Origin of the sequence: Acidovorax sp. LjRoot74, from assembly GCF_964254355.1 — a bacterium.
Classification (GTDB): Bacteria; Pseudomonadota; Gammaproteobacteria; order Burkholderiales; family Burkholderiaceae_C; genus Acidovorax.
Genome location: NZ_CAXUTI020000001.1, coordinates 3,749,574 through 3,774,501, shown reverse-complemented (window position 1 = coordinate 3,774,501; position 24,928 = coordinate 3,749,574). Strand labels below are relative to the sequence as shown.

Sequence of the window (24,928 nt, the reverse complement as noted above, 5' to 3'; positions counted from 1 at the left end):
AGGCGGCCCCTGGTGGGCCGTTGTTCTGTTTCTGCTTTTTCTTTTCTTCGCTCTTTTCATGCGCAAACACCTCACCCCTCTGTCGCTGGCCGTGCTCGCCTGCGCTTCGCAGACGGCCATGGCCCAGGCCACCGCCGAAATGCCGACCGTCCAGGTCACCGACACACAATCCGCCCCCGGCAGCACGCTGTCGCTCGACGCGCCCAGCGCCACCGGCTCGCGCCTGGGCCTCACGGCGCGTGAAACCCCGGCCAGCGTGAGCAGCCTGGGCGCGGGCGATATCGCCGAGCGCAGCCTGAGTCGCGCGCAGGACGTGGCCGTGCGCATGCCCGGCATCACCGAGGCGCCGGCCCCCGGCAACGGCGGCACCAGCCTGGTGGCACGCGGCTTTGCGGGCCACAACTCGGTGGCGCAGATGGTGGACGGCACGCGCCTGATCGTCGCCTCGGGCACCATCACCTACCCGTTCTCGGCCTGGCCCATGGAGTCGGTCGAAGTGCTGCGCGGCCCGGCCTCGGTGCTCTATGGCGACGGCGCCATCGGCGCGGCCGTGAACTACGTGAGCAAGCGCCCCAGCTTTGGAACCCCGCAGCGCGAGGCCTTTTTCAGCGTGGGCTCGTTCGGCTCGGTGCAGGGCGGTGTGGGCCTGCGCGGCCCCATCAACGACATGCTGGCCTACTCGGTGTACCTGGATGCGGAAAAGAGCGACGGCTACCGCGCGCTGATGGACACCCAGCGCCACAACTACGCGCTGGCTCTGACCCTGCGCGCCAGCCGCGACTTGAACATCACCTTGTCGGCCGATGGCGGGGTGAACGACGACGCGCGCTACTTCGGTACTCCGCTGCGCAATGGCGTGCTCGACCAGCGCCTGCGCCGCACCAACTTCAACGTGTCCGATTCGGTGGTCAAGTACGACGACCGCACCCTGCGCGCCAAGGTCGATTGGCAGGCTGCTCCCGGTGTGCACCTGCGCAACGAAACCTTCCACCTGACGACCGACCGCCACTGGCGCAATGCCGAGGCATATGCCTTCAACGCCGCAGGCACGGCCGTGAACCGCAGCGACTACCTGGAGATCCTGCACGACCAGGAGCAGACGGGTAACCGCTTCGACGCCACCTTCGACGGCCACCTGGGCGGCATGAAGAACCGCTTCATCGTGGGCCTGGACTGGTACCGCACCCAGCTTGTGCACACCAACAACGCGCCCTACGGCGGTGCCAGCACGGTGGATCCTTTCAACTTTGCGCCCGGCAACTTCATCAGCCCGGTGCCCACGCTGCCGGGGCGGAGATCCAAGTTGCAGACCACGGCGCTGTTTGCAGAAAACGCCCTCGACCTTGCGCGCGAGTGGAAGCTGGTGGCGGGCCTGCGCAGCGACCACATGGAGCTGGACAACACCGACCTGCGCACCGGCGCGAACCTGGTCAAGAAATATTCACCCGTTACCGGCCGCCTGGGCGCCGTGTGGTCGCCCAGCGAGGCGCTGTCGCTCTACGGCCAGATTGGCACCGGCACCGATCCGCTCAGCGGCGCGCTGTCGCTGCCCGGTGGGGGCAACACCCTCGACCTGACCCGGGGCCGCCAGATCGAAGTTGGCGCCAAGGGCGCTGTGTCTGCGGTGCGTGGCGAGTGGACCGTGGCGCTGTACCAGATCAAGAAGCGCAATCTGCTCTCGCGCGATGCCAGCAACCCCAACATCACGCAGCAGGTGGGGCAGCAGTCGTCCACCGGCATCGAGCTGGCCTTTGCTGCCGAGCCCGTGCATGGCTGGACCATCGATGCCAACGCCGCCCTGTTGCGAGCTCGGTATGACGACTTCAAGGAGCTGGTGTCGGGCGCCCTCGTCTCGCGCGACGGCATGACGCCCACTGGCGTGCCCGAGCGCACTGCCAGCGTGTGGACTGCCTACCGCTTCCTGCCCCAGTGGCAGGCGGGCTTCGGCGCGCGCTATGTGGGTGAGCGCCAGGGCAACACGGCCAACACCACCAAGCTGCCTTCGTATGTGGTGCTGGACGCCTCGCTGGCCTACGACTACTCGCGCCACCTGAAACTGGGCCTGTCGGTGAAGAACCTGGCCGACCGCGACTACGCGGTGGCCGGCACGGCCAACACGCGCTGGCTGCTGGGTGCACCGCGCACCGTGCAGCTCACGGCCCGCGCCACGTTCTGACCCCGGCGCACGTCGAGAGAAACAACCACACATGGTGAAGCAGCTCGTCATCTTCGTGCACAAGTGGCTGGGTGTGGTGCTGGCGCTGTTCTTCCTCATGTGGTTTGCAAGTGGGGTGGTGCTGTATTTTGTGCCTTTCCCCAGCCTGAGCCAGGCCGAGCGGCTGGCGGCTTTGCCGCCGCTTCAGTTGCCTGCCGATTGCTGTCTGGCCGCGCCCGATGCCGCGCAGCGTGCGGGTTTGCGCCCGACAGGCAGCAGCGAGGCACGGCTGGGCATACTGGGCGATGCGCCTGTGTGGCGCATGTTGGCAGCCGCTGGCGAGGGCGCCGCAGCAATACGCTGGCACACGGTGGACGCCCGCACTGGCGCTTTGGTGTCGCCGCTGGGCGACGCACAGGCAGCCGCCGTGGCCGAGGCCTTCAGTGGACGCCGTGCCACCGGCACGGAATGGGTTGAGCGTGACCAATGGACCGTGCCCCAGGGGCTGGATGTGCACCGGCCCCTGGTCAAAGTGCAGATGGATGGCAAGGATGGGCTGGAGCTGTATGTGTCGCCCGGCGCCGCCGAGGTGGTGCGCGACACGCGCCGCGCCGAGCGCTTCTGGAACTGGCTGGGCGCCGTGCCGCACTGGATCTATCCCACGGTGCTGCGGCAGTTTCCCAAGGCCTGGCACCACGTGGTGGTGTGGTTGTCCATCCCTGGTGTGCTGCTGGCTGCCACGGGCGTGGCGCTGGGCATCTGGCAGCTGTTCCTCAATCGCCACCGCTGGATTCCGTACCGCAAATTCTGGATGCGCTGGCACCATATCCTGGGCCTGGTGGCGGCGGTGTTCACGCTCACCTGGATGTTTTCGGGCCTGATGTCGATGAACCCCTTCGGCGTATTCACCGGCCGTGCGGCCGACCCGCAGGCGCGCGTGCACTGGGCGGGCGAGGCGCCGCACACCACACGCGGCCCGGCCGAGGCCGTGGCGCTGGCGGCGGCCCAGGGTCTGGTGCCGCTGGAACTGGACAGCCTGCGCATTGCTAGCCAGGCCTGGTACCGGGTGCGGGGCCAAGGCGAGGCAGGGCAGGGTGCAGTGCAGCGCCTGGTGCGGGCCGACGGACCGGATGCCACGGTGGCCAGTGCCGTGCCCGATGCCACGGTGGTCGCTGCGCTGCGGGGCCTGCGCCCCGGCCTGCCGCCCCCGGCCATCGAGCAACTCTACGAGTACGACGACCTGTACTATGCGCGCCACCATGACGCATCCACAGCCTTCTTCCGCCCGTTGCCCGTATGGCGCGCCCGCTGGGCGGGCGATGGGGTGACGGTGTACGCTGACCCCGCATCGGCCCGCATCGTGATGCGTGCCGACGCCACCACGCCCTGGCAGCGTGTGCTGTACAACGGGCTGCACAGCCTGGACTTTGCGCCGCTGCTGGCACGGCCGGCGTTGCGCACAGCGCTGGTCGTGGGCTTGTCGCTGCTGGGCGTGGCGCTGTGCATTACCTCGTGTGTGGTGGCCTGGCGTGTGCTGGTGCCGCGTCGGCGGCAGGTGGCACGGCAAGCGACCTCAGGGCAAGTGACGGAGGCCGCATGGACAGCCTGATGGCCTGGTTGTTCCCCGGCATGGGCGGGGCGCTGTTCTACCTGCTTTTGTGGTGCCCCTTGTTGGCGCTGGCTGTGGACTGGTGGCTGGGTGAACCGCCCGTGGCCTGGCACCCGGTGGTGTGGATGGGCCGGGCGCTGCAGTGGTGGGGTGACCGGTTGGCACCAGCCAGCCCGGTGGCCCGGGGTTTCAAGGTTTTTTGGTGCTCTGCGCTTGTCTGGTGTGCGCTTGCAGCTATTGTTTTTATAGTATTCGGGCTGCTTCAGCAGGTGGCGCTGTGGTTTCCCCACCTGCTGGCGCTGGTGGTGCTGGCGCTGTTGCTCAAGCCCTTGTTGGCCTGGCGCATGTTGCACGACGAGGTGCTGGCGGTAGAGGTGGCGCTGGGGCAGTCGCTGCCTGCAGGCCGCGCACAGTTGGCGCGGCTGGTGAGCCGCGACGTGAGCGCCCTGAGCGCGGTGCAGGTGCGCGAGTCTGCGATCGAGTCGCTGGCCGAGAACCTCAACGACTCGGTGGTGGCTCCGCTGTTCTGGTTTGCCCTGCTGGGCTTGCCGGGGGCGGCGTTGTACCGCCTGGCCAACACGGCCGATGCCATGTGGGGCTACCCCGGCATGCGGGGCGGGCGCTACTGGCAATGGGCAGGCAAGTGGGCTGCGCGGGCGGACGATGTGCTGTCGTGGCTGCCCGCACGCATCACGGCCCTGCTGCTGGTGCTGGGGGCCAAGGGTCTGCCGCTGCGCACCCTGGCGCGGCAGGCGCGCAAGACGCCGTCGCCCAACAGCGGCTGGCCCATGGCAGCCATGGCGCTGGTGCTGGATGTGCGCCTGGCCAAACCCGGCGTGTACACGCTGCACCGCAAGGGGCGCAGGGCAGGGCCGCTGGATACGCGGCGCGCAGCACACATCGGCACCCGGGTGGTGCTGGCACTGGTTCCTGTGGTGGTGGCCATCCAGATGCTGGTGGCCGTCGCTTTTTCTGCATGGATGTCCACATGACGCTTCATGACCTCCAGCCCGCATGGGCGTCGGTGCACGGTGGCCCGGACACTGCGGGCGTGCCGCTGTGGGACTTCTCGACCAACAGCAATGCCTGCGGCCCCTGCTCTGAAGCGCGCGAGGTCGTGCAAGGGGCCGACGCCACACGCTACCCCGACCCGGCCTACACCGCCCTGCGCGAGAGCCTGGGCGCATTCCATGGTGTGGCGCCAGGCCGCGTCGTGCTGGCGGCCAGCGCCAGCGAGTTCATGCACCGCATCACCACCCTGGCCGCGCTGCAGGGCGCGGTGCAGGCGGCGCTGCCCTTGCACAGCTATGGCGACTATGCCCAGGCCGCCCAGGTGCGCGGGCTGGATGTTGTGCGTGGTGCCGGTGTTGCGGCAGGCCTGCAATGGGCGTGCGAGCCCTCCAGCCCGCTGGGCCTGGCCGATCCGGCCGTGCGGGTCTGGCAGCTTGACGGTGTGGCGCGCGCTGGCGGCCTGCCCGATGTGCTGCGTGTGCTGGACTGCGCGTATGCCCCCCTGCGGCTCGACCCCGAAGGCGCGTGGACCGGTGTGCCGCCTGTGCAGTTGCCGTCGGCCTGCTGGCAACTGTGGACCCCCAACAAGGCCCTGGGGCTGACAGGCGTGCGTGCAGCCTATGCCATTGCACCTGCAGGCAGCGAGGAGCAGGTGCGCACATTGGTGGCGCTGGCGCCTTCCTGGCCGGTGGGGGCCCATGGCGTGGCCTTGCTGCAGGCATGGGTGCAGCCCGCAGTGCAGCAGTGGCTGGTGTACAGCCTGTCCACGCTGCGCGAATGGAAATCGCGCCAGCAGGCGCTGTGCCTGGACCTGGGGTGGGCGGTGCATGCGGGCAGCCTTGCCAACTACTTCTGTGCGCAACCGGCCAGCGCCGCGCTGCAGAACGACCTGGTGGCCTTGCGCGCCGCAGGCATCAAGCTGCGCGATGCCACCTCGTTCGGGCTGCCGGGCACCGTGCGCCTGGGGGTGCTGGCACCGGCGGCGCAAGATGCGCTGCGGCTTGCCTGGAAGGCCGTTGCCAGCGGCCGTACCATCGCGGACCAGGATTTACCAACCGGTTCAGGGGATGCCTTGTGAGAACCATCACCGTCAATCGCTACGTCACGCCGCTGCGCGAAGGTGGCTCCATGCCCGCCATCGTCGAAGGCGACGACCTGGGCACCTACGTGCTCAAGTTCCGTGGCGCAGGGCAGGGCGTGCGCGCACTGCTGGCCGAGATGATCGCGGGCGGCATCGCCCGTGCGCTGGGCCTGCCCGTGCCCGAGATCGTGCTGGCCCAGCTCGACCCCACCCTGGCGCAGACCGAGCCCGATCCTGAGATCCAGGACCTGGTGCGCGCGAGCGGCGGCCTGAACGTGGGGCTAGATTACCTGTCGGGCGCGCTCAACTTCGATCCGGCGGTGGATGTGGTGTCGGATGACTTTGCCTCGCGCCTGGTGTGGTTCGACGCACTGGTGGGCAATGTGGACCGTACCGCGCGCAACACCAATCTACTCATGTGGCACCGCCAGCCCTGGCTCATCGACCATGGCGCGGCGCTGACCTTTCACCATGCGTGGAACGGCACGGTGGCGCAGCCTGCCAAGCCCTTCGCGCCGATTGCCGACCATGTGCTGCTGGCCCGGGCCACGCGGCTCGATCAAGTGGATGCCGAACTCGCCGCACGCCTCACGCCCGAGGTGGTGGCAGGCATCCTGGCGGAGGTGCCCGACGAGTTTCTGGTGCTGACTGGTGCAGACCACGAAGAGGGCCTGCTGACCGCCACAACCCCCCACCGCCAGGCCTATGTGGACTATTTCTGCGCTCGCCTCGCCGGGCGCGCCACCTGGGTGAATGCGCTGAAGGAGGCCGCCGATGCGTGCGCCTGAGGTGTATGACTACGCCATCGTGCGCGTGGTGCCGCGCGTGGAGCGCGAGGAATTTGTCAACGCAGGCGTGATCTTGTCGTGCCAGCGCACCGGATTTTTGCAGGCGTCGATTGCGCTGGACGAGGCCCGTCTGCTGGCCATGGACCCGCACGCCGACATCGACACCGTGCGCCGCCACTTGGCCGCCATCGTGGCCATCTGCGCGGGCGATGAAGGCTGTGGCCCGATTGCCCGCCTGCCGTACCGCCAGCGCTTTCACTGGCTCACCGCCAAACGCAGCGCCATCATCCAGACCTCGCCCGTGCACACCGGCCGCTGCACCGATGCGGCGGCAGCGCTTGAACACATCATGGACCGCATGGTCCGCCCATTGCCGTGACTTCCACCACCTCTTCCCAACGGGCCCGCTGCGTGATGGTGCTGGGCACCACCAGCGGCGCCGGCAAAAGCTGGCTCACCACCGCGCTGTGCCGCTACTACAGCAACCTGGGCCTCAAGGTGGCGCCGTTCAAGGCGCAGAACATGAGCAACAACGCGCGTGTGGTGCCGGGCCCTGCGGGTGTGATGGGCGAAATCGGCAGCGCGCAGTATTTCCAGGCTCTTGCGGCCCGCGCCCAGCCCGAGGTGCGCATGAACCCGCTGCTGCTCAAGCCCGAGGCCGACACGCACAGCCAGGTCGTGCTGATGGGACAGGTGAGCGCCGAACTCACGGCCATGCCCTGGCGCGGCCGCAGCGAAAAGGTGTGGCCGCAGATCGCTGCAGCCCTCGATGCACTGCGTGCCGAGAACGACGTGGTCGTGATCGAGGGCGCAGGCTCGCCCGCCGAGATCAACCTGCACGCGAGCGACATCGTCAACATGCGTGTGGCCCGCCATGCCGATGCACGCTGCCTGCTGGTGACGGACATCGACCGGGGCGGCGCGTTTGCCCACCTGTATGGCACGTGGGCGCTGCTGCCCGAGGACGAGCGCGCGCTGATCCACGGCTTTGTGCTCAACAAGTTTCGCGGTGACGCCAGCCTGCTGGCCCCGGCGCCGCAGATGCTGCAAGACCTCACTGGTGTGCCCACCGTGGCCACCATCCCCATGCAATGGCGCCACGGCCTGCCCGAAGAAGACGGCGTGTTTGACGACCGCACCTTGTCCGCAGGCACCGTGCACACCACCGTGGCCGTGGTGGCCTACCCACGCATCAGCAATCTGGACGAGTTCCAGCCGCTCAAGAACGTGCCCGGCGTGCGCCTGCTCTGGGTGCGCAGTCCGGCCGATCTGGCGGGGCTCAAGCCTACCGACTGGGTGGTGCTGCCCGGCTCCAAGTCCACCGCCGCTGACCTGGCCTGGCTGCGCGCGCAAGGGCTGGACCAGGCCATTGCCCAGCACGCCGGGCAAGGCGGCACCGTGCTGGGCGTGTGTGGCGGCCTGCAGATGCTGGGCGAGGCGCTGATCGACACCGCAGGCATCGACGGCAATGCACCGGGTCTTGGCCTGCTGCCGCTGGTCACCACCTTCGAGGTCGCCAAGACCGTGCAACGCACACAGGCGCAGTTTGGTGCCATGCAGGGCGCCTGGGCTGCGCTGGCCGGTGTGGCCGCCACCGGCTACGAAATCCACCATGGCCAGACGGCCCAGCACCCGGCCATGGCTGCCAAGGGCGATGTGGCGCGCGAGGTCATCCCCGGCATCGCCTGGCAGAACCCGGCGGGCAATGTGCTGGGGGTGTACCTGCACGGCCTGTTCGAGGACGCGGCGGTGCTGCACGCGCTGTTTGGCGCGCAGGTGCCCACGCTGGACAGCGTGTTTGATGGCCTTGCAGGCTTCCTGGACAGCAGTTTCACACCGAGCGTGCTGGATGCGCTGGTGACGCGGTAGGAAGCCGGCCACCGTGGTGCCATTCAGCCCCTCACAGCCGTTCGCAATGGCAGGCGAGGGTGGTGTACGGAAAGCGCACGGTGTCTTGCCCGCGCAGCGCGGGGTGCCGCTCTATCAATGCCTCGATCTGCGCGCGCACTGCGGCGCGCTCGGCGTCGGGCAGGGCCGCGATGAAGCTGATCGACATGAAGCGGTCCACGATGACCTGCTGGGCTGGCCCCACATGCTCATGGGTCAGCCGGGTCTCTACCAATGGGCTGAAGCCGGGGTGCGGAAAAGGCTTGCGCCAGTCGCCCTTGTAGAAGCGCGGGGCATCGCCTTCGTAGGGCGTGATGATGGTGGTGAGTTCGGCCACCCAGTCCACCGACTCATCGCGCACATTCCACACCAGCCCGAGCTTGCCACCTGGGCGCAGCACGCGGTGGAATTCGTCCAGGGCTTCGCGGGTGGCAAACCAGTGAAAGGCCTGCGCACAGACCACGGCATCCAGCGTGCCGGATGGCAGCGGAATGGCCTGCGCCGTGCCCGCCACGTTGCGCACCGTAGGCAGTTGCAGGGCATCGATCTTGGCGCGCATGGCGTCCACGGGCTCAACGCCCACCACCGTGGCCCCGGTGGTCGCAAGCAGTGCGGTGAACTTGCCAGTACCCGCACCCACGTCGGCCACCTCGCGGCCGGGGCCAAGGCCCAAGGCCTGTGCCAGCCAGGCCGACAGCGCCGCCGGGTAGTCCGGCCTGCCGCGCGCATAGGCCTGCGCTTCTTTTTCAAAACCTTGCTGTGCCGCTTTGTGTACGGCGTTCTTTGTGTTTTCCATCACCATGACCTCACCTTTCGTACTTCCATCCGTTGCTGACCTGCATGATGCCGCGTTGGCCAACCGCCTGCAGCACGTCATTGACCACAAGACTAAGCCCTTGGGTTCGCTGGGCCTGCTGGAGCGCCTGGCGCTGCGCCTGGGCGTGATCCTGGGCACCGAATCCCCCGTGCTGCATGCCCCCCAGATGCTGGTGTGCGCGGGCGACCATGGCCTGGCCGCGCGCGGGGTGTCGGCGTTCCCGAGCGATGTAACCTGGCAGATGGTGGAGAACTTTCTGGCGGGTGGCGCGGCCGTGAGCGTGCTGGCGCGCCAGCATGGCCTGGGCCTCACGGTGGTGGACTGTGGCGTGGCCAAGCCCATTGCTGCGCGCGATGCAGCACCCGGTCAGCCGCGCTTGTTGCTGCGCAAGGTGGCAGCGGGCACGCAGGATGCCTCCGTCGGCCCGGCCATGAGTGCCGAGCAATGCGCCCGGGCGCTGGCCAACGGGGTGGAGGTGGTGCGTGGGCTGCCGGGTAACGCCTTGCTGCTGGGCGAGATGGGCATTGCCAACACCTCGGTGGCATCGCTGCTGCTGGCGCGCCTGGCGGGGTTGCCGCTGGCCGAGGTGACGGGCGCGGGCACCGGGCTGGACGCTGCGGGCATCGAGCGCAAGCGCGCGGTGCTGCAGCAGGCGCTGGACGCCAATGCCGGCGCCACCAGCCCGCTGGATGCTCTGGCCGCCCTGGGCGGCTATGAAGTGGCCACGCTGGTGGGCGCGGTGCTGCAGGCAGCGGCCGAGCGGCGCGTGATTGTGGTGGACGGCTTCATCACCAGCGCGGCCGTGCTGGTGGCCAGCCGCATCGCGCCGCAGGTGCTGCAGCGCTGCGTGTTTGCCCACCGATCGGGCGAGCGGGGCCACAGCCTGATGCTGGCGCAGATGCAGGCCGAGCCTCTGCTGGACCTGGGCTTGCGCCTGGGCGAAGGGTCGGGCGCGGCGCTGGCCTGGCCGTTGCTGCAGTCGGCCTGTGCCGTGCTGCGCGAGATGGCGAGTTTTGAATCGGCCGGTGTGGCCACGCAGACGGCCTGAACAGCAGCTCGCTGCTTTCAGGCTTCAGCCCACACGACGGTGCGGTTGCGGCCTTCTTCCTTGGCGCGGTACAGCGCGGCGTCGGCGCGGGAGAGCATGGCGTCCAGGGTTTCTTGTGGCCCGCTCCAGCTGGTCAGCCCGATGCTCACCTCGCAGTCCCGCGGGTGGCCTGTGGCCAGCGTGGCGTGGATGCGCTGGGCCACGCCCAGGGCGGCCTGGGCGTCGGCTCCCGGCAGCAGCACCAGGAATTCCTCGCCCCCATAGCGGCCCAGGCGGTCGGCGCGGCGCAGCACCTGGCGGGTGCGCTCGGCAAAGTGCACCAGCACCGCATCGCCGTGCTGGTGACCGCGCGTGTCGTTGACTGCTTTGAAGTTGTCCAGGTCCACCATCATGATGGACGGCCCGCTGCCATAGCGCTGCGCGCGCTCCAGCTCGTCCTCGCAGCGTTGCAGCAAGGCACGGCGATTCAGGGCCTGGGTCAGCGAGTCGTAGGTGGCCAGGTGTTCCAGCTCGGTGCGCAGGCGGTCGGTGGCCATCAGCACCGCGCCAATGGACAGCATGAGCACGGTGAGGGCATAGGCCCCGATGTACAGGGTCTGGAACAGCGATGGCTCCATCAGGTCGTTGCCTGCGTGCCCAGCCAGTATCGAACCCAGCCTGACCCCCAGCACCAGCATGTGCAGGCCCAGCATCACCTCGACCAGCCGCACCGGGAAGTTGTGCCCACCGTGGCGCAGCATGAAGCGCAGTTGTGCGGCGTACAACGCGCCCATTACCACGGTGAAAAACCCCACCCGCAACGCATAGTTGGGCCACCCGTAGGTCAGCCAGGCAAATACGACCGTGGTGCCCGCCATCACCCAGTTCCAGGTGCGCCAGGTGGCGGGCTGGCCCATGAACTGCCGCGTGCCCATGTAGTAGGTGACCGAGCCCAGCACCAGCAACTGGTTGGCCAGCACCAGGCCCAGCCAGTCAGGGATAGCGCCGCGCGCGCCAAACAGCACGGTGGACAGCAGCCACAGCAGTGGCGCCGCCGCCCAGCCCCCCACGCCCCGGATGCTGGGCGGGTAGTGCCGCCGCATGAACAGCAGCACCATGGCCATGACGGCAGACATGAAGCCTGCCAGGGCGATCATGGAGCGCGGGTCGAGGTTCGTCATGCGGCAGGCAGGAGAAGGGGGAGGAACGCGCTGACGTAAGAAATTGTTTCAGATTCAAAGCCAGTATAGCCACGCACCTGGAAGGCACAGCGCTGTTTCGGTGCATGGTTTGCCCGGGGTGGGGCAGGGGGCAGCGCGGCTGTGAATCGGTATGGGGCAGCAATCTGCGCCGTGTTGGTGCATTTTGTATGCAAAGAGCATAAAACATTGTGTACAAACTTGGCATGGGCTTTGCGTAGGGCATACCCATGCAAAGCACCCTCCCTGCGCCCACCCCCGCCGCCATCGAAATCATTGCGCTCACCAAGCGTTATGCCAGCGGCAAGCCTGCCGTGGATGCCATCAACCTGCGCATCGCCAGCGGCAGCTACTGCTGCTTGCTCGGGCCCTCAGGCTGCGGCAAGAGCACCACCTTGCGCATGATTGCGGGGCATGAGTCGGTGACCAGCGGCGACATCCTGCTGGAGAACCGCAACATCACCGACCTGCCCGCCGCTGCGCGTGGCACGGCCATGATGTTCCAGAGCTTTGCGCTGTTTCCGCACCTGTCGGCGCTGGACAACGTCGCCTTCAGCCTCAAGATGAAAGGCGTGGGCAAGGCCGAGCGCCAAGCCAAGGCGCGCGACCTGCTGGAGCGCGTGGCGCTGGGCCATTTGGCGGAGCGCAAACCCGCCGAACTCTCGGGCGGGCAGCAGCAGCGCGTGGCGCTGGCGCGCGCCCTGATCACCCAGCCGCGCGTGCTGCTGCTGGACGAACCCCTTTCGGCGCTCGATCCGTTCCTGCGCATCCAGATGCGTGCCGAGCTGCGCCGCTGGCAGAAGGAGTTGGGCCTGACCTTCATCCACGTGACCCACTCGCAGGAGGAGGCCATGGCCCTGGCCGACACCATGGTGGTGATGAACCACGGCGTGATCGAGCAGGTGGGCTCGCCGCACGAGGTCTACAACCGCCCCGCCAGCGAATTCGTGGCGCGCTTCATGGGCGGCCACAACGTGATCGACACGCCGGAAGGCAAGGTCGGCGTGCGCACGGACCACCTGCAGGTGCTGCCGCAGGGCGCGCCGCTGCCCTGGGGTGCCCAGCACATGCAGGCCGTGGTGACCGACGTGGAGTACCAGGGCACCTATGTGCTGCTGGGCCTGCAAAAGCAGGGCGTGGCCCTGTCTGCCAATGCCACGGCAGCCTACTCGGTGATGGTCTCCGAAGCCGCCTTTGCCGCCCAGCCCTACCAGGTGGGGAAGGGCGTGCAACTGCACTGGACGCCTGAGCAGGCCCACCCCCTGTACCCGCCTGCGGCGCCCGTGTCTGCGCCCATGGCCACGGCCACTGCGCAGGCCGTGCCGGCCTGAGCATCGCTTTTTTCGTTGTCCGCTGTCTGTCTGTCTTTTCGTCCGTTTGTTCGTTTCCAACCCCTCCACTTCGCAAACCAAGGAGCTTTCCCATGTCCGACGACTCTCGTGCTGATTCCCCTGCTGCCGTTGCCTCCGAAGCCACCGGCGTGCAGCGCCGCTCGCTGCTCAAGGGCACGGCGGGCATCCTGGCCGCCGGCGTGTTCCCGGCCGTGCACTCGCAGGAAAAGATCGTGCTGCGCTACCTGGGCACGGCCGTGAACCAGGACAAAGCCATTGCCGAGAAGTTCAAGGCCGACACCGGCATCGAGATCCAGTACGTGGCCGTGACCACGGACGACGTGACCAAGCGCGCCGTGACCGCGCCCAACAGCTTCGATCTGATCGACACGGAGTACTTCTCGCTCAAGAAGATCGTGCCCACGGGCAACCTGAAGGGCATCGACACCAAGCGCATCAAGAACGCCGACAAGATCACCACGCTGTTCACCAACGGCATGGTGGCCGGCAAGGCCGTGGGCGACCAGGGCACGGCGCCCAAGAAGGTTATCTACCTGGAGGGCGAGAAGTCCAAGAAGTTCGCGACCGCGCCCACGCAGTTCATGTCGCTGATTCCCACCGTTTACAACGCCGACACGCTGGGCATCCGCCCCGACCTGATCAAGCGCCCCATCAACTCCTGGGCCGAGCTGCTCAACCCCGAGTTCAAGGGCAAGACCGCGATCCTGAACATCCCCTCCATCGGCATCATGGACGCCGCCATGGTGGTCGAGGCCATGGGCATCTACAAGTACCCCGACAAGGGCAACATGACCAAGAAGGAGATCGATCTCACGATCAAGACCCTGATCGAGGCCAAGAAGCAGGGCCAGTTCCGCGCGCTGTGGAAGGACTTCAACGAGTCGGTGAACCTCATGGCATCGGGCGAAGTGGTGATCCAGTCGATGTGGAGCCCGGCCGTGACCGCCGTGCGCACCAAGGGCATCGCCTGCAACTTCCAGCCCCTCAAGGAAGGCTACCGCGCCTGGGCCGCCGGCTTCGGCCTGCCGGCCACCCTGTCGGGCAAGAAACTCGATGGCGCCTACGAGTTCATCAACTGGTTCCTGGACGGCTGGGCCGGTGCCTACCTGAACCGCCAGGGCTACTACAGCGCCGTGCTGGAGACCGCCAAGTCCAAGATGGAAGCCTACGAGTGGGCCTACTGGATGGAAGGCAAGCCCGCCACGCAGGACATCAAGAGCCCCAATGGCGACGTGCTGGCCAAGTCCGGCGCAGTGCGTGACGGCGGCAGCTACGAGTCGCGCATGGGCGGCATCGCCTGCTGGAATGCGCTGATGGACGAAAACAACTACATGGTCCAGAAGTGGAACGAGTTCGTCGCGGCGTAAGGAGTGCACCCCCTGAGGCGCTTTGCGCCTTCACCCCTCTCTCGACCCGCTGCGCGGGTCGGGAGGGGGACGCCCCCGGTGCAGCGGGGCGGCCCTTGCACGGGGGCACTGGCTTTTTTGCAGCGCCAGTTTCGAAGGTTGGCGCGTAGCGCAACGTATATCTGAACAGCGAACACCATGAGCACTACGACCACACCGACTCTGCCTGCCAGCGCCGCCCCCGGGCGCGGCATTGCCGCCTGGTGGCAGGCCGCGCCGTTCACGCTGGTGTTCGCGCTGTTCTTCCTGGTGCCGCTGGCGCTGATCGTGATGGTCAGCTTCTGGGACTTCAACGAATACGAGCTGCTGCCGGGCTTCACGTTCAAGAACTACGTGTCGATCTTCGCGGGCTGTGGCGATGCGTCGGAGGGCCTGTGCGTCACGCTCAAGACGTACTACTCGACGCTCAAGTTCAGTTTTCTCGTGTGGCTGATCACGCTGGTGATCGGCTTCACCGTGGCCTATTTCCTGGCCTTTCACGTGCGCTCCTCGGGCATGCAGACGCTGCTGTTCGTGCTGTGCACCATCCCGTTCTGGACCTCCAACGTGATCCGCATGATCTCGTGGGTGCCGCTCTTGGGGCGCAACGGCCTGGTGAACCAGAGCCTGGTGGGCATGGGGATGGTCGAGCAGCCGGTGGAGTGGCTGCTGTTCTCGGACTTTTCGGTGGTGCTGGCCTTCGTGCACCTGTACACCATGTTCATGATCGTGCCCATCTTCAACAGCATGATGCGCATCGACCGCAGCCTCATCGAGGCCGCAAGCGACAGCAGCGCCAGTGGCTGGCAGACGCTGTGGAACGTGATCGTGCCGCTGTCGCGCACCGGCATCATCATCGGCTCCATCTTTGTGCTCACCATTGTGATGGGCGACTTCGTGACCATCGGCGTGATGGGCGGGCAGCAGATTGCGTCCGTGGGCAAGATCATCCAGGTGCAGACGTCTTACCTGCAGTTCCCGCTGGCGGCGGCCAATGCCGTGATCTTGCTGGCCGTGGTGCTGATGATCATCTGGGGCCTCACGCGCCTCGTCGACATTCGCAAGGAGCTGTGAGATGAAAGTCCGTGAATCTCGTCCCGCCAGCTTCTGGCCCCTGGCCATCTTCTTTGCGCTGTTCGTGCTGTTCATGTATGGGCCCATGTTCGTCATCTTCATCCTGAGCTTTCAGGGGCAGGAAGGGGGGCTCACCTTTCCGATGCGGGGCGTGTCGCTGCACTGGTTCGCCAAGCTGGCCGAGGGGCTGGGCGTGGTGGACATTGGTGCGGCGCTGTGGCGGTCCCTCGGTCTGGGCGTGGCGGTGATGCTGTGCACGGTGGTGCTGTCGGTGCTGGCCGGGCTGGCGTTCCGCAAGCGGCTGGCGGGCGGCAACACGCTGTTTTTCATCGTGGTGGCCAGCCTCATCATGCCGTCCATCATCGTGTCGCTGGGCATTGGGCTGGAGTTCCGGCTGATCGACAACGGCATCAAGGCGGCGCTGGAATGGTTGGGCATGGAAAGCGCGCTGGAGGGCTATGGCACATCGCTCGGCCTGTTCACCTCGGCCCTGGGCGCGCACCTGACTTGGACGTTGCCGTTTGGCCTGCTCATCATGTTTGCGGTGTTCAACCGCTTCAACCCTGCGTACGAAGAAGCCGCGCGCGACCTGGGCGCCACGCCGTGGCAGGGCTTTGCCCATGTGGTGCTGCCATTGATTGCGCCCTCGGTCGTGGGCATTGGCATGTTCGGCTTCACGCTCAGCTGGGACGAGATCGCCCGCACCTCGCAGGCCATTGGCGATGTGAACACCTTGCCGCTGGAGTTGCAGGGGCTGACCAGCACGGTGACCACGCCGTCCATCTACGCGCTGGGCACCGTCACCACCGTGGTGTCGTTCGCAGTGATGGGCGTGACGCTGTTGCTGGTGTGGGCACTGGGCCGCAGGCGCAAGGGCCGTTCGGGTTAAAAACGGCACCCTTATGACGACCACCCTCCCCAAGCCCCGCACTCGGCGCGTGCGTGTTGCAGCCTCTGAGCCCACCGCTCAGCCTGCTGTTCAGCCCGAGGCCCCAGGCCAGCTCAGCGACAACGACATGTACGACCGCATGGTGTCGGCCATCCTCGACCACCGGCTGCCGCCCGGCACCAAGCTTGTGGAGGACAAGCTTGCGGCTGCATTTGGTGTCTCGCGCACCCGCGTGCGTCCCGTGCTGGTGCGGCTGGCCAATGAACAGGTGGTCACGCTCACGCCCAACCGGGGCGCCTCCATCGCCCAGCCCACACCGCAAGAGGCGCTGGAAGTGTTCGAGGCCCGCCGCCTGCTGGAGCCACGCCTGGTGGAGCTGTTCATCGCCAACGCCACCGATGCCGACATCGCCGCGCTGCGCACCTGCATTGACGACGAAGAGGCCGCGCGTGCCAGTGGCGACATGCGCCGCGCCATCCGCCTGTCGGGCGACTTTCACCTGCACATTGCGCAGGCCGCAGGCCACCAGACGCTGGGGCGCATCCTGCGCGAGCTGGTCTCGCGCACCTCGCTCATCCTGATGACCTACAGCCCCAGCCACGCCCAAACCCGCGAAGAGGCCACCGCCTGCGGCTGCCGCGAGCACCGGGCGCTGATCGATGCCATCCGCCTGCGCGATGCGCGCGAAGCGCCCCGGCTGATGCTGGCCCACCTGGCGCGCATCGAATCGCAGCTGGAGTTCACGCCGCCTGCGGCGGAGGCGCCCGATCTGGCGCAGTTGCTGGGCGGGGCCTGACTCGCTTTTCACATCCTTCCTCCATGCGCCAACTGCTCGTCATCAACCCCAACATGTCGGCCCATGTCAGTGCCTTGCTGCAGCGGCATGTGCAAGGGGCTGCGGGCTCGCATGTGGCGGTGCGCACGGCCACAGCCCGCTTTGGCGCGCCGTACATCGCGTGCGAGGCGAGCTACGCTGTGGCAGCCCACGCCGCGCTCGATGTGTGGGCGCATGAGATCGCACAACCCCAGACCCCGCCCGACGCGGTGCTGATCGGCTGCTTTGGCGATCCTGGCCTGATGGCGCTGCGCGAGAGCAGCCCCGTGCCCGTCACCGGCCTGGCCGAAGCGTCATTCATCGAGGCTGCGCGCCACGGCCGCTTTGCCATCGTCACCGGCGGCGAGCGCTGGGGCCCCATGCTGCAGCGCCTGGCCCAGGCGCTGGGCCACGCCCACGCACTGGCAGGTATTCACACCGTGGCCCCCACCGGCGCACAACTGGCGGCTGACCCCGAAGCGGCCCGTGCCTTGCTGGCCCAGGCATGCCGAGATGTGGTGCGCCAGATGGGCGTGCAGGCCGTCATCCTGGGCGGGGCAGGGCTGGCGGGCATGGCCGCTGCGGTGCAGTCACAGGTGTCGGTGCCCGTGATCGACAGCGTGGTGGCCGGCGCCGCCTGGGCGCTGCGCGCGCACCCCGTGCCACCGGAGCGCAAGGTGGCGGGGTTTGATGTGGCCTGGGTGGGGGTGTCACAGGAGATGGCGGCTTTAGGACGGGCGGGGGCGGTTTGACTGTGCCCAGGGGGAAGTTTAGTATTACGGTTGTAATTACTTGAATGCATGCCATGCACACCCTCAAACTCACCCAGGTCGGTAATTCCGTCGGCGCTATTTTTCCGAAGGAACTGTTGGCGCGATTGCAGTTGGAGAAAGGCGATGAGCTGTATGTGACGGAGTCGCCCGATGGCTTGCGCATCACGACGCATAACCCTGAATTTGAAGCCCAGATGCGCGTGGCGCGCGAGATCATGAAAGAGCGCCGCGCTGTCTTGCACGAGCTGGCCAAATGAGTCAGTGGGTCTGGCTGGACCGTGCCGTTATCGTCGCTATCCATGAAATGCAATTGGCTGAGCACGGTGGCGGTGCGGGTGTGCGGGACGCTGGTTTGCTCGATTCAGCCTTGGGCAAACCACTGCATTTGAGCCACTACGGAGAGCCTCCGCCAGATGCTGCGGCGCTAGCTGCCTCCTATGGATACGGCATTTCGCGCAACCATCCGTTCGTCGATGGCAACAAGCGCACAGGCTTCGTAGCCGCGGAGCTTTTTTTGCGCCTGAATGGTTGGGTGCTCACCGCCGACGACGCGTCGTGTGTGCTGACCATGCTCGCCGTCGCCGCAGGCGATATCTCCGAAGAGGCGTTTGCCGCCTGGCTGCGGGAGCACACCGTAGCCCGTTGAGTGAAATTGGAAGCTTTATTGGGCTCTACCGCCTATCCAGAAAGCGCTATAAGCTATAAAAATAGTAGCTAAATGCCGCGCCTGCTGACTCAGGGCGCCAGCGTCTTCGGCCGGTACTCGCAATACTCGCTCACCACACATTCCCAGCAGCGTGGCTTGCGCGCCTGGCACACATAGCGGCCTAGCAGGATCAGCCAGTGGTGCGAGTCCACCGCATAGGCGGCGGGCACGCGCTTCATCAGCTGCAGCTCCACCGCCAGCGGGTTCTTGCCGGGCGCGAGGCCCGTGCGGTTGCTTACCCGAAAGATGTGCGTGTCCACCGCCATCGTAGGCTGGCCAAAGGCCACGTTCAGCACCACATTGGCCGTCTTGCGGCCCACGCCGGGCAGGGCCTCCAGCGCTTCGCGCGTGCGGGGTACCACGCTGCCGTGCTGCTCCACCACGATGCGGCAGGTCTCCATCAGGTTCTTGGCCTTGGTGCGGTACAGGCCGATGGTCTTGATGTAGCCCTCCAGCCCTTCCAGACCCAGGTCCAAGATGGCCTGGGGCGTGCCCGCCACCGGGAACAGCTTGCGTGTGGCTTTGTTCACCCCCACGTCGGTGGCCTGGGCTGACAGCAGCACGGCGGCCAGCAGCTCGAACGGGGTGGTGTATTCCAGCTCTGTGTTGGGTAGGGGGTTGGCCGCCTTGAGGGTGGCGAAGAAGGGCTCGATCTGGGCGGTTTTCATCATCATCGTTGGCGGGGTGGGGCGGGGGGCTTGCTTTTTTTGGCGGGCGTGGCCGGTGCCGCATTGTCCCGCAGCTGTGCCTGCAGAAACTCCAGGAACATGCGCACCGCAGCGGGCAGGGTGCGGCCGCTCAGGGTCTGCAGCTCGGCGGCGCGGGCGCTCATGCCGGGCTCTCGGATTTGGGCGGCGTGCAGCTCGCCGCGCTGCACCCGGTCGCGCACCGTCACCTCGCCCGAGATGGAGATTCCGCCGCCATGCAGCACAAAGTGCATCAGCGTCTCGAAGTGGTTGCACACCAGCGCGGGCTCGAAGACCAAGCCGCGCTGGCTGCAGCCAATGTCGAACAGCTGGCGCACGGTGTTATCGCGCTCGGGCAGGGCGATGGGGTAGGCGTGCATCTGCGCCAGCGTGACGGAGTGGGCGCGTGCCAGCGCGTGGTCGGGTCGCATGATGGCAATGACGGGTGCGGCCTGGCGGTGCTGCACCACGATGTCCCTCTCGGCCGAGCGGCTGTAGGTCAGGCCAATGTCCGCATCGCCGTTGAGCACCGCCACAGTCACGGCCGCCGGGCTGGCCACGCGCAGGTGGAACTGGATGCCGGGGTACTGCAGGCGGAACTGCGCCATCACACGTGGCAAAAATTCGATGGCAAACCCGGCGGAACTGCAGATGCGCACCAGCCCCGTGCGCAGGCCCTGCAGCGCCTGGATGTCGGAGACCACGCGGTCGGCCTCCAGCGCGCCGCGCCGTGCATGGGCGGCGAGCAGCTCGCCTGCAGCGCTGGGCGCCATGCCGCGCGGGCGCCGGTCAAACAGCGGCACGCCCAGCAGGTCTTCGAGGGCGGCGACTTGGCGGCTGACGGCCGAGGGCGACACATTGAGGCGCGTGGCGGCTTCGCTGACCGAGCCGCTGCGCACCACCTCCAGAAAGTAGCGCAGCGCGGTGTCCTGCAAGCGGCTGGAAAGCATGGGAGCCTTTCGGGGTGTGGATTGCAAAAAACGCAAAGATAACCCCAGAAATCGTTGGTTGTCGAAACGCAGCGGGCTGCTTATGCTGACTTGCAAATGACACATTCACCAGCCCCAGCCCCCATGCCTTCTGCAAGCAGTACCAACTCGGGCGACACCCCCAGCCACATCGTGGACCTTACGGCCACCAGCCTGTCGCGCGCCATCCACGCGCGGGAGGTCTCCTGCACCGAGGTGCTGGACGCCTATCTGGCCCAGGTGGACCGGCTCAACCCGGTGGTGAACGCACTGGTGGCGATGGTGGACCGCGACGCCCTGCACGCCCAGGCGGCGGAGCGTGATGCGCAACTGGCATGCGGCGAGAGCCTGGGGCCCCTGCACGGATTTCCGCAGGCGCCGAAGGACATCATGCCCGCCGCGGGCATGGTCACCACGCGCGGCTCGCCCATCTTTGCCGGGCAGGTGTCGGCCACGGATGCGGTAGTGTTCGAGCGCATGCGCGCAGGCGGTGCACTCTTCATCGGCCGCAGCAACTCGCCCGAGTTCGGGCTGGGCGGTCACACCTACAACCCGGTGTACGGCACCACGCGCAATGCCTACAACCCGGCTGTGTCGGCGGGGGGCAGCAGCGGCGGGGCGGCGGTGGCGGTGGCGCTGCACATGCTCCCCGTGGCGGATGGCTCGGACATGATGGGATCGCTGCGCACGCCAGCGGCCTTCAACAATGTGTATGGGCTGCGCACCTCGTTCGGCCTGGTGCCACATGGGCCGACAGAGGAAGTGTTCTTCCAGCAGTTCAGCGTGGCCGGGCCCATGGCCCGCAACATCCCGGACCTGGCGCTGCTGCTGTCGGTGCAGGCGGGTTTTGATGCGCGCCTGCCGCTCACGCGCCGGCACGAAGACGTGGCCCTGCTGGGCCAGCCGCTGGAGCGCGACTGGCGCGGCGCCCGAATCGGCTGGCTGGGTGACCTGGGCGGCCATTTGCCCACCGAGCCCGGTGTGCTGGCCACCTGCGAGCACGCGTTGGAGCACTTTCGCACCGTGGGCTGCACGGTGGAGTCCGTCGTGCCCGCGTTCGACCTGAAGCAGCTGTGGAACGCATGGATCGACCTGCGCAGCTTCAGCGTGGCAGGTGCCAATGCGGCCTTGTATCGCAACCCGGCCACGCATGCGCTGCTCAAGCCCGAGGCGCGGTGGGAGATCGAGCGCGGCATGCGCCTGACTGCCTTGCAGGTGTACGACGCAGCCCGTGTGCGCAGCGCGTGGTACCAGGTGCTGCGCGGCCTGTTCGAGCAGTTCGATTTTCTGGTGCTGCCCGCTGCGCAGGTCTTCCCGTTCGATGCCGCTATGGACTGGCCCCACGAAGTCGGCGGCCGCACCATGGACACCTACCACCGCTGGATGGAGGCCGTGGTGCCCGCCACCATGGCTGGGCTGCCCGCGCTGGCAGCCCCCGCAGGCTTCGGCCCCAGCGGCCTGCCTGCAGGTCTGCAGATCATCGGCCCGGCGCAGTCCGACGCCGCGGTGCTGCAGATAGGCCACGCCTACGACCAGGCCAGCGGGTACGCGCGCCAGCGCAGCCCCTTGCTGGAGTGACCTGGGCCTGGCTGCCCGACATTCCGCCCTACACCGTCAATGCCCCCGCTTTTGTCAACGTGCTTTCTGGAGATCTTCACCATGCTGCGTTCCCGCTTCGTATCGAGTCTTTTCCTCAGTGCCCTGGTGCTGGCTGTGCCCGGTCTGGTGCAGGCGCAGAGCTATCCCGACCGGCCCATCAAACTGGTCGTGCCCTTTGCCCCAGGCGGAGCCACCGACATCCTGGGGCGGCTGCTGGCCACAGCGCTGGGAGAGCGCCTGGGGCAGCCTATGGTGGTCGAGAACCGGCCCGGCGCGGGCACCGTGGTAGCGGCATCGATGGTGGCCAAGTCACCTGCTGACGGCTACACGCTGCTGCTCGGGTCGAACACCACGCTCACGATGAACCCGGCCATCCGCACCAACCTGCCCTACGACCCCGTCAAGAGCTTCACGCCCCTGGCCCTGGTGGCCGACATGGGGTTGCTGCTGGTGGCCCACAACGACACCCCGGGCCAGTCACTCAAGGACATCGTGGCCCAAGCCAAGGCCGCGCCGGACAAGTTTTCGTATGGCTCCTATGGCACAGGCTCGTCGGTGCACTTTGGCGCCGAGATGCTCAAGACCACCGCAGGGTTTCCGATGATGCACGTGCCTTTCAACGGCAGCTCGCCCAGCCTCACGGCGCTGATGGGCGGGCAGGTGCAACTGGCGGTGGACACCGTGGTGGCGTCCACCCCGCTCATCAAGTCCGGCAAGATCAAGGCGATTGCAGCGCTCAGCCCGCAGCGCCTGGCCCTGCTGCCCAACGTGCCCACGGTGGCCGAAAGCGGCTACCCCGGCTTTGACATGGGATCGTGGTTTGCCTTCGTAGGCCCGGCGGGCCTGCCCGCACCGGTGCAGAAAAAGCTGGAAAAGGCCCTGGCTGAGACCATGGCTTCGCCAGAGTTCAAGAAGAAGATGGTGGACATCGGCCTCACACCCCTGGGTGGCAATGGGGACGCGCTGCGCGCGCGCATTGAACGCGAGCTGCCGCTGATGCGCGCCGTGGCGGCAAGGGCGGATATCCGGGTGGATTGACGGTTGGCGCTGAAAAGGGCTACCCGGCCCGTCAGCGCAACCCTTTGGGATTCAGCGCGTCCGTTTGACCGGAATACAGAGCCAGCATGGAAAGCGCCCTGTGGCTGGGTCCACCGCAAAGTCCTCGTCGTAGATCTCCAGCGCGGCGCGGGGCTCCCATTCCCAGCCGTCGGGGATCTGGCCCGGCGCGCCCATTTGTGCCCAGGCGGCGGCGATCTCGGGCCCGGTGCCCACAAAGTGCATGCAGGCGTAATCGCCGCCTTCGTAGTCCATCACCTGCACATCGGGCCCGGTGCGCAGGCCCACGCCAATCTGCACCGCTGCGTCATAGCGGCACTGCTCGGGCGGCGTGCAGGCCGGTTCGTCGTGGCTGAAGCCGTAGAACTTGGGGCGCGGGTCATTTAGCCGATTGGCGGCACACCAGCTGCCAAAGCGTTCCCACAGCTCGGTCAGGCCCGGGTGGCCGTAAGCGCCGGTGTGGCGCATGGTGGCAAGGCGCATGCGGGGCAGGGTGCGGATGGTCAGGGTCATGGCGGGCGGGGGCTATGGCGGTGGAGGGAAAACCCAGTTTAGAGCCATCTCGGACGGACACCGCATGAATCCTGCGCGGCAATTGGCGACAATGCACGGTTTGTTGCCAACCACTTCTGTCCACGCCATGCAATTTGCCGACCGCCTGAACAACGTAGAAACCTCCGCCATTCGCGAGCTTTTCAAGCTGCTGGGCAAGCCCGGCATCATCAGCTTTGCAGGCGGCTTCCCCGACAGCGCGATGTTCGATGTGGAAGGCATCCGCGCCGCCAGCAACGCCGCCCTGGCCGAAGAACCCGGCGCCGCGCTGCAGTACGGTGCCACCGAGGGCTACAACCCGCTGCGCGAGCAACTGGCGGCCTTCATGACGAGCAAGGGCGCCAAGGATGTGGCGGCCGACAACCTCATCGTGACCACCGGCAGCCAGCAGGCGCTGGACCTGCTGGGCAAGACACTTATTAGCCCCGGCGACAAAGTGATTGTGGAAGGCCCCACCTTCCTCGCCACCATCCAGTGCTTCCGCCTGTACGGCGCCGAACTCATCAGCGCGCCCATCGATGGCAACGGCGTGAAGACCGACGAGCTGGAAAAGCTCATCGCCGAACACAAGCCCAAGTTCGTCTACCTGATCCCCACCTTCGGCAACCCCAGCGGCGCCATGCTGAGCCTGGAACGCCGCAAGGCCGTGCTGGAGATGGCCGTCAAGCACAACACGCTGATCGTTGAGGACGACCCCTACGGCGACCTGTACTTTGGTGATGCACCGCCCCCCAGCCTGCTCAACCTGTCGGCCACGGTGCCCGGCAGCCGCGAGCTGCTGGTGCACTGCGGCAGCCTGAGCAAGGTGCTGTCGCCCGGCCTGCGCGTGGGCTGGATGATTGCCCCGGCTGAACTGTTGGGCAAGGCCACCATGTGCAAGCAGTTCAGCGATGCGCACACCAGCACCTTCGCCCAGGCCACGGCCGCGCAGTACCTCAAGGCCGGCCGCATGCCCGCCACGCTGGCCAACGTGCGCAAGGTGTACGCCGAGCGTGCCCAGGCCATGGGCGACGCACTGCGCAAGGAGCTGGGCGATGCCATCGAGTTCGTGCAACCCCAGGGCGGCCTGTTTGTGTGGGCGCGCCTGACCGGTGCGGGCGGCAAGGTGGCCGACGGCAACGTGCTGGCCAAGCGCGCGATCGAGAAGGGCGTGGCCTTTGTGCCCGGTACGCCGTTCTTCTGCGCCAACCCCGACCACGCCACCTTCCGCCTGTCGTTTGCCACGGCCGATGTGGACAAGATCCGCGAAGGCGTGGCCCGCCTTGGGCAGGCGGTGTGATGGACGACGCCCAGCAGCAGATCATTGAGCGGCTGGAAAGCCTGGAGATCAAGGCCAGCTTTACCGAAGACCTGCTGGACCAGCTGAACATGACCATCTACCGCCAGCAGGAGCTGATCGACCGGCTCGCGCAGGAGGTCATCCAGCTGCGCCGGCAGGTGCCCGAAGGCGGCGGCGCGGCGCCGCGCAACCTGCGCGACGAGCTGCCGCCACATTACTGA

Annotated in this window: 25 protein-coding genes; 20 read left to right on the top strand and 5 right to left on the bottom strand. The window is 67.1% G+C overall.

Translation table 11 applies throughout. From position 1 onward, the window contains the following. The first annotated feature begins 58 nt into the window (after positions 1 to 58). Genes ACSQ3O_RS17930 through ACSQ3O_RS17900 form a run of 7 tightly spaced genes read left to right on the top strand, consistent with a single transcriptional unit; the run spans position 59 to position 8,513 of the window. Complete coding sequence (locus ACSQ3O_RS17930) at positions 59 to 2,176, top strand: TonB-dependent receptor (RefSeq protein ID WP_436139919.1); 2,118 nt, start codon at positions 59 to 61, stop codon at positions 2,174 to 2,176. Between the two features lie 31 nt (positions 2,177 to 2,207). Further along, positions 2,208 to 3,764 carry a PepSY domain-containing protein gene (locus tag ACSQ3O_RS17925; RefSeq protein ID WP_436139918.1) on the top strand — a complete coding sequence of 519 codons (1,557 nt, stop codon included), beginning with the start codon at positions 2,208 to 2,210 and terminating at the stop codon, positions 3,762 to 3,764. Next, positions 3,752 to 4,756 carry an adenosylcobinamide-phosphate synthase CbiB gene (gene cbiB, locus ACSQ3O_RS17920; RefSeq protein WP_436139917.1) on the top strand — a complete coding sequence of 335 codons (1,005 nt, stop codon included), beginning with the start codon at positions 3,752 to 3,754 and terminating at the stop codon, positions 4,754 to 4,756. The genes ACSQ3O_RS17925 and cbiB overlap by 13 nt, the downstream gene beginning before the upstream one ends. Beyond that, a complete protein-coding gene (locus ACSQ3O_RS17915) occupies positions 4,753 to 5,853 on the top strand; it encodes an aminotransferase class I/II-fold pyridoxal phosphate-dependent enzyme (protein ID WP_436139916.1) in 1,101 nt (366 codons plus the stop codon). The genes cbiB and ACSQ3O_RS17915 overlap by 4 nt, the downstream gene beginning before the upstream one ends. Then, entirely contained in the window at positions 5,850 to 6,644 is a 795-nt protein-coding gene (locus tag ACSQ3O_RS17910; protein ID WP_436139915.1) for a HipA family kinase, read from the top strand. The genes ACSQ3O_RS17915 and ACSQ3O_RS17910 overlap by 4 nt, the downstream gene beginning before the upstream one ends. Further along, positions 6,631 to 7,023, top strand: a complete 393-nt coding sequence (locus ACSQ3O_RS17905; protein WP_436139914.1) for a DUF3037 domain-containing protein — start codon at positions 6,631 to 6,633, stop codon at positions 7,021 to 7,023. The genes ACSQ3O_RS17910 and ACSQ3O_RS17905 overlap by 14 nt, the downstream gene beginning before the upstream one ends. Before the next feature lie 35 nt (positions 7,024 to 7,058). Next, positions 7,059 to 8,513: a cobyric acid synthase gene (locus ACSQ3O_RS17900; RefSeq protein WP_436141144.1), complete on the top strand. Its 1,455-nt coding sequence runs from the start codon at positions 7,059 to 7,061 to the stop codon at positions 8,511 to 8,513. Between the two features lie 31 nt (positions 8,514 to 8,544). Here ACSQ3O_RS17900 and ACSQ3O_RS17895 read toward each other — a convergent pair whose 3' ends face one another. Beyond that, on the bottom strand, positions 8,545 to 9,333 hold the full coding sequence (locus tag ACSQ3O_RS17895) for a class I SAM-dependent methyltransferase (RefSeq protein ID WP_298454726.1): 789 nt from the start codon (positions 9,331 to 9,333) through the stop codon (positions 8,545 to 8,547). On the opposite strand from ACSQ3O_RS17895, the gene cobT reads away from it, so the two are divergent. Beyond that, positions 9,332 to 10,396 carry a nicotinate-nucleotide--dimethylbenzimidazole phosphoribosyltransferase gene (gene cobT, locus ACSQ3O_RS17890; protein WP_436139913.1) on the top strand — a complete coding sequence of 355 codons (1,065 nt, stop codon included), beginning with the start codon at positions 9,332 to 9,334 and terminating at the stop codon, positions 10,394 to 10,396. The genes ACSQ3O_RS17895 and cobT overlap by 2 nt on opposite strands. Positions 10,397 to 10,413: 17 nt before the next feature. On the opposite strand, the gene ACSQ3O_RS17885 is transcribed toward cobT, so the two are convergent. Then, positions 10,414 to 11,556: a GGDEF domain-containing protein gene (locus ACSQ3O_RS17885; protein WP_436139912.1), complete on the bottom strand. Its 1,143-nt coding sequence runs from the start codon at positions 11,554 to 11,556 to the stop codon at positions 10,414 to 10,416. 248 nt (positions 11,557 to 11,804) lie between these two features. Here ACSQ3O_RS17885 and ACSQ3O_RS17880 point away from each other — a divergent pair, with 248 nt between their 5' ends. The 8 genes from ACSQ3O_RS17880 to ACSQ3O_RS17845 all read left to right on the top strand — a co-directional run bounded on the left by ACSQ3O_RS17880 (position 11,805) and on the right by ACSQ3O_RS17845 (position 18,507). Then, complete coding sequence (locus tag ACSQ3O_RS17880; protein ID WP_436139911.1) at positions 11,805 to 12,905, top strand: ABC transporter ATP-binding protein; 1,101 nt, start codon at positions 11,805 to 11,807, stop codon at positions 12,903 to 12,905. Positions 12,906 to 12,997: 92 nt separating this feature from the next. After that, entirely contained in the window at positions 12,998 to 14,293 is a 1,296-nt protein-coding gene (locus ACSQ3O_RS17875; protein ID WP_007851427.1) for an ABC transporter substrate-binding protein, read from the top strand. Between the two features lie 177 nt (positions 14,294 to 14,470). Next, positions 14,471 to 15,385 (top strand): ABC transporter permease, encoded by a 915-nt coding sequence (locus ACSQ3O_RS17870; protein WP_436139910.1) that lies wholly within the window; start codon positions 14,471 to 14,473, stop codon positions 15,383 to 15,385. 1 nt (position 15,386) lies between these two features. After that, positions 15,387 to 16,274: an ABC transporter permease gene (locus tag ACSQ3O_RS17865; RefSeq protein WP_436139909.1), complete on the top strand. Its 888-nt coding sequence runs from the start codon at positions 15,387 to 15,389 to the stop codon at positions 16,272 to 16,274. Between the two features lie 13 nt (positions 16,275 to 16,287). Further along, on the top strand, positions 16,288 to 17,070 hold the full coding sequence (locus ACSQ3O_RS17860; RefSeq protein WP_137748485.1) for a GntR family transcriptional regulator: 783 nt from the start codon (positions 16,288 to 16,290) through the stop codon (positions 17,068 to 17,070). 23 nt (positions 17,071 to 17,093) lie between these two features. Beyond that, the gene (locus ACSQ3O_RS17855) at positions 17,094 to 17,840 is read left to right on the top strand and encodes an aspartate/glutamate racemase family protein (RefSeq protein WP_137748484.1); all 747 of its coding nucleotides are present in this window, start codon (positions 17,094 to 17,096) and stop codon (positions 17,838 to 17,840) included. Between the two features lie 53 nt (positions 17,841 to 17,893). Further along, the gene (locus ACSQ3O_RS17850) at positions 17,894 to 18,118 is read left to right on the top strand and encodes an AbrB/MazE/SpoVT family DNA-binding domain-containing protein (protein ID WP_056169497.1); all 225 of its coding nucleotides are present in this window, start codon (positions 17,894 to 17,896) and stop codon (positions 18,116 to 18,118) included. Further along, entirely contained in the window at positions 18,115 to 18,507 is a 393-nt protein-coding gene (locus tag ACSQ3O_RS17845) for a type II toxin-antitoxin system death-on-curing family toxin (protein WP_436139908.1), read from the top strand. The genes ACSQ3O_RS17850 and ACSQ3O_RS17845 overlap by 4 nt, the downstream gene beginning before the upstream one ends. Before the next feature lie 89 nt (positions 18,508 to 18,596). Here ACSQ3O_RS17845 and nth read toward each other — a convergent pair whose 3' ends face one another. Together nth and ACSQ3O_RS17835 are read right to left on the bottom strand one after the other, a co-directional pair. After that, positions 18,597 to 19,235, bottom strand: coding sequence for an endonuclease III (gene nth / locus ACSQ3O_RS17840; protein WP_436141143.1), 639 nt, complete (start codon positions 19,233 to 19,235; stop codon positions 18,597 to 18,599). Between the two features lie 2 nt (positions 19,236 to 19,237). Then, on the bottom strand, positions 19,238 to 20,203 hold the full coding sequence (locus ACSQ3O_RS17835; RefSeq protein WP_137748482.1) for a LysR family transcriptional regulator: 966 nt from the start codon (positions 20,201 to 20,203) through the stop codon (positions 19,238 to 19,240). Between the two features lie 123 nt (positions 20,204 to 20,326). On the opposite strand from ACSQ3O_RS17835, the gene ACSQ3O_RS17830 reads away from it, so the two are divergent. Both ACSQ3O_RS17830 and ACSQ3O_RS17825 read left to right on the top strand, forming a co-directional pair. Continuing rightward, positions 20,327 to 21,799, top strand: coding sequence for an amidase (locus ACSQ3O_RS17830; RefSeq protein WP_436139907.1), 1,473 nt, complete (start codon positions 20,327 to 20,329; stop codon positions 21,797 to 21,799). An 81-nt stretch (positions 21,800 to 21,880) separates the two neighbouring features. After that, positions 21,881 to 22,858, top strand: a complete 978-nt coding sequence (locus ACSQ3O_RS17825; RefSeq protein ID WP_436139906.1) for a Bug family tripartite tricarboxylate transporter substrate binding protein — start codon at positions 21,881 to 21,883, stop codon at positions 22,856 to 22,858. A 51-nt stretch (positions 22,859 to 22,909) separates the two neighbouring features. Here the strand turns inward: ACSQ3O_RS17825 and ACSQ3O_RS17820 are convergent, their stop codons facing one another. Next, positions 22,910 to 23,389: an AraC family transcriptional regulator gene (locus tag ACSQ3O_RS17820; RefSeq protein WP_436139905.1), complete on the bottom strand. Its 480-nt coding sequence runs from the start codon at positions 23,387 to 23,389 to the stop codon at positions 22,910 to 22,912. A 127-nt stretch (positions 23,390 to 23,516) separates the two neighbouring features. Between ACSQ3O_RS17820 and ACSQ3O_RS17815 the strand changes: the two genes are divergently transcribed. Next, positions 23,517 to 24,707, top strand: coding sequence for a PLP-dependent aminotransferase family protein (locus tag ACSQ3O_RS17815; protein WP_436139904.1), 1,191 nt, complete (start codon positions 23,517 to 23,519; stop codon positions 24,705 to 24,707). Then, complete coding sequence (locus ACSQ3O_RS17810) at positions 24,707 to 24,928, top strand: SlyX family protein (protein WP_063461865.1); 222 nt, start codon at positions 24,707 to 24,709, stop codon at positions 24,926 to 24,928. The genes ACSQ3O_RS17815 and ACSQ3O_RS17810 overlap by 1 nt, the downstream gene beginning before the upstream one ends.

Excerpts from the sequence above, each read along its gene's own strand:
- ACSQ3O_RS17855 (WP_137748484.1), top strand. The coding sequence starts at position 17,094 with ATGCGCCAACTGCTCGTCATCAACCCCAACATGTCGGCCCATGTCAGT.
- ACSQ3O_RS17845 (WP_436139908.1), top strand. The coding sequence starts at position 18,115 with ATGAGTCAGTGGGTCTGGCTGGACCGTGCCGTTATCGTCGCTATCCAT.
- ACSQ3O_RS17850 (WP_056169497.1), top strand. The coding sequence starts at position 17,894 with ATGCACACCCTCAAACTCACCCAGGTCGGTAATTCCGTCGGCGCTATT.
- ACSQ3O_RS17895 (WP_298454726.1), bottom strand. The coding sequence starts at position 9,333 with ATGGTGATGGAAAACACAAAGAACGCCGTACACAAAGCGGCACAGCAA.
- ACSQ3O_RS17860 (WP_137748485.1), top strand. The coding sequence starts at position 16,288 with ATGACGACCACCCTCCCCAAGCCCCGCACTCGGCGCGTGCGTGTTGCA.
- ACSQ3O_RS17810 (WP_063461865.1), top strand. The coding sequence starts at position 24,707 with ATGGACGACGCCCAGCAGCAGATCATTGAGCGGCTGGAAAGCCTGGAG.
- ACSQ3O_RS17880 (WP_436139911.1), top strand. The coding sequence starts at position 11,805 with ATGCAAAGCACCCTCCCTGCGCCCACCCCCGCCGCCATCGAAATCATT.
- ACSQ3O_RS17885 (WP_436139912.1), bottom strand. The coding sequence starts at position 11,556 with ATGACGAACCTCGACCCGCGCTCCATGATCGCCCTGGCAGGCTTCATG.
- ACSQ3O_RS17835 (WP_137748482.1), bottom strand. The coding sequence starts at position 20,203 with ATGCTTTCCAGCCGCTTGCAGGACACCGCGCTGCGCTACTTTCTGGAG.
- nth (WP_436141143.1), bottom strand. The coding sequence starts at position 19,235 with ATGAAAACCGCCCAGATCGAGCCCTTCTTCGCCACCCTCAAGGCGGCC.
- ACSQ3O_RS17865 (WP_436139909.1), top strand. The coding sequence starts at position 15,387 with ATGAAAGTCCGTGAATCTCGTCCCGCCAGCTTCTGGCCCCTGGCCATC.
- ACSQ3O_RS17825 (WP_436139906.1), top strand. The coding sequence starts at position 21,881 with ATGCTGCGTTCCCGCTTCGTATCGAGTCTTTTCCTCAGTGCCCTGGTG.
- ACSQ3O_RS17900 (WP_436141144.1), top strand. The coding sequence starts at position 7,059 with ATGGTGCTGGGCACCACCAGCGGCGCCGGCAAAAGCTGGCTCACCACC.
- ACSQ3O_RS17870 (WP_436139910.1), top strand. The coding sequence starts at position 14,471 with ATGAGCACTACGACCACACCGACTCTGCCTGCCAGCGCCGCCCCCGGG.
- ACSQ3O_RS17815 (WP_436139904.1), top strand. The coding sequence starts at position 23,517 with ATGCAATTTGCCGACCGCCTGAACAACGTAGAAACCTCCGCCATTCGC.
- cbiB (WP_436139917.1), top strand. The coding sequence starts at position 3,752 with ATGGACAGCCTGATGGCCTGGTTGTTCCCCGGCATGGGCGGGGCGCTG.
- ACSQ3O_RS17930 (WP_436139919.1), top strand. The coding sequence starts at position 59 with ATGCGCAAACACCTCACCCCTCTGTCGCTGGCCGTGCTCGCCTGCGCT.
- ACSQ3O_RS17915 (WP_436139916.1), top strand. The coding sequence starts at position 4,753 with ATGACGCTTCATGACCTCCAGCCCGCATGGGCGTCGGTGCACGGTGGC.
- ACSQ3O_RS17830 (WP_436139907.1), top strand. The coding sequence starts at position 20,327 with ATGCCTTCTGCAAGCAGTACCAACTCGGGCGACACCCCCAGCCACATC.
- ACSQ3O_RS17875 (WP_007851427.1), top strand. The coding sequence starts at position 12,998 with ATGTCCGACGACTCTCGTGCTGATTCCCCTGCTGCCGTTGCCTCCGAA.
- cobT (WP_436139913.1), top strand. The coding sequence starts at position 9,332 with ATGACCTCACCTTTCGTACTTCCATCCGTTGCTGACCTGCATGATGCC.
- ACSQ3O_RS17925 (WP_436139918.1), top strand. The coding sequence starts at position 2,208 with ATGGTGAAGCAGCTCGTCATCTTCGTGCACAAGTGGCTGGGTGTGGTG.
- ACSQ3O_RS17820 (WP_436139905.1), bottom strand. The coding sequence starts at position 23,389 with ATGACCCTGACCATCCGCACCCTGCCCCGCATGCGCCTTGCCACCATG.
- ACSQ3O_RS17905 (WP_436139914.1), top strand. The coding sequence starts at position 6,631 with ATGCGTGCGCCTGAGGTGTATGACTACGCCATCGTGCGCGTGGTGCCG.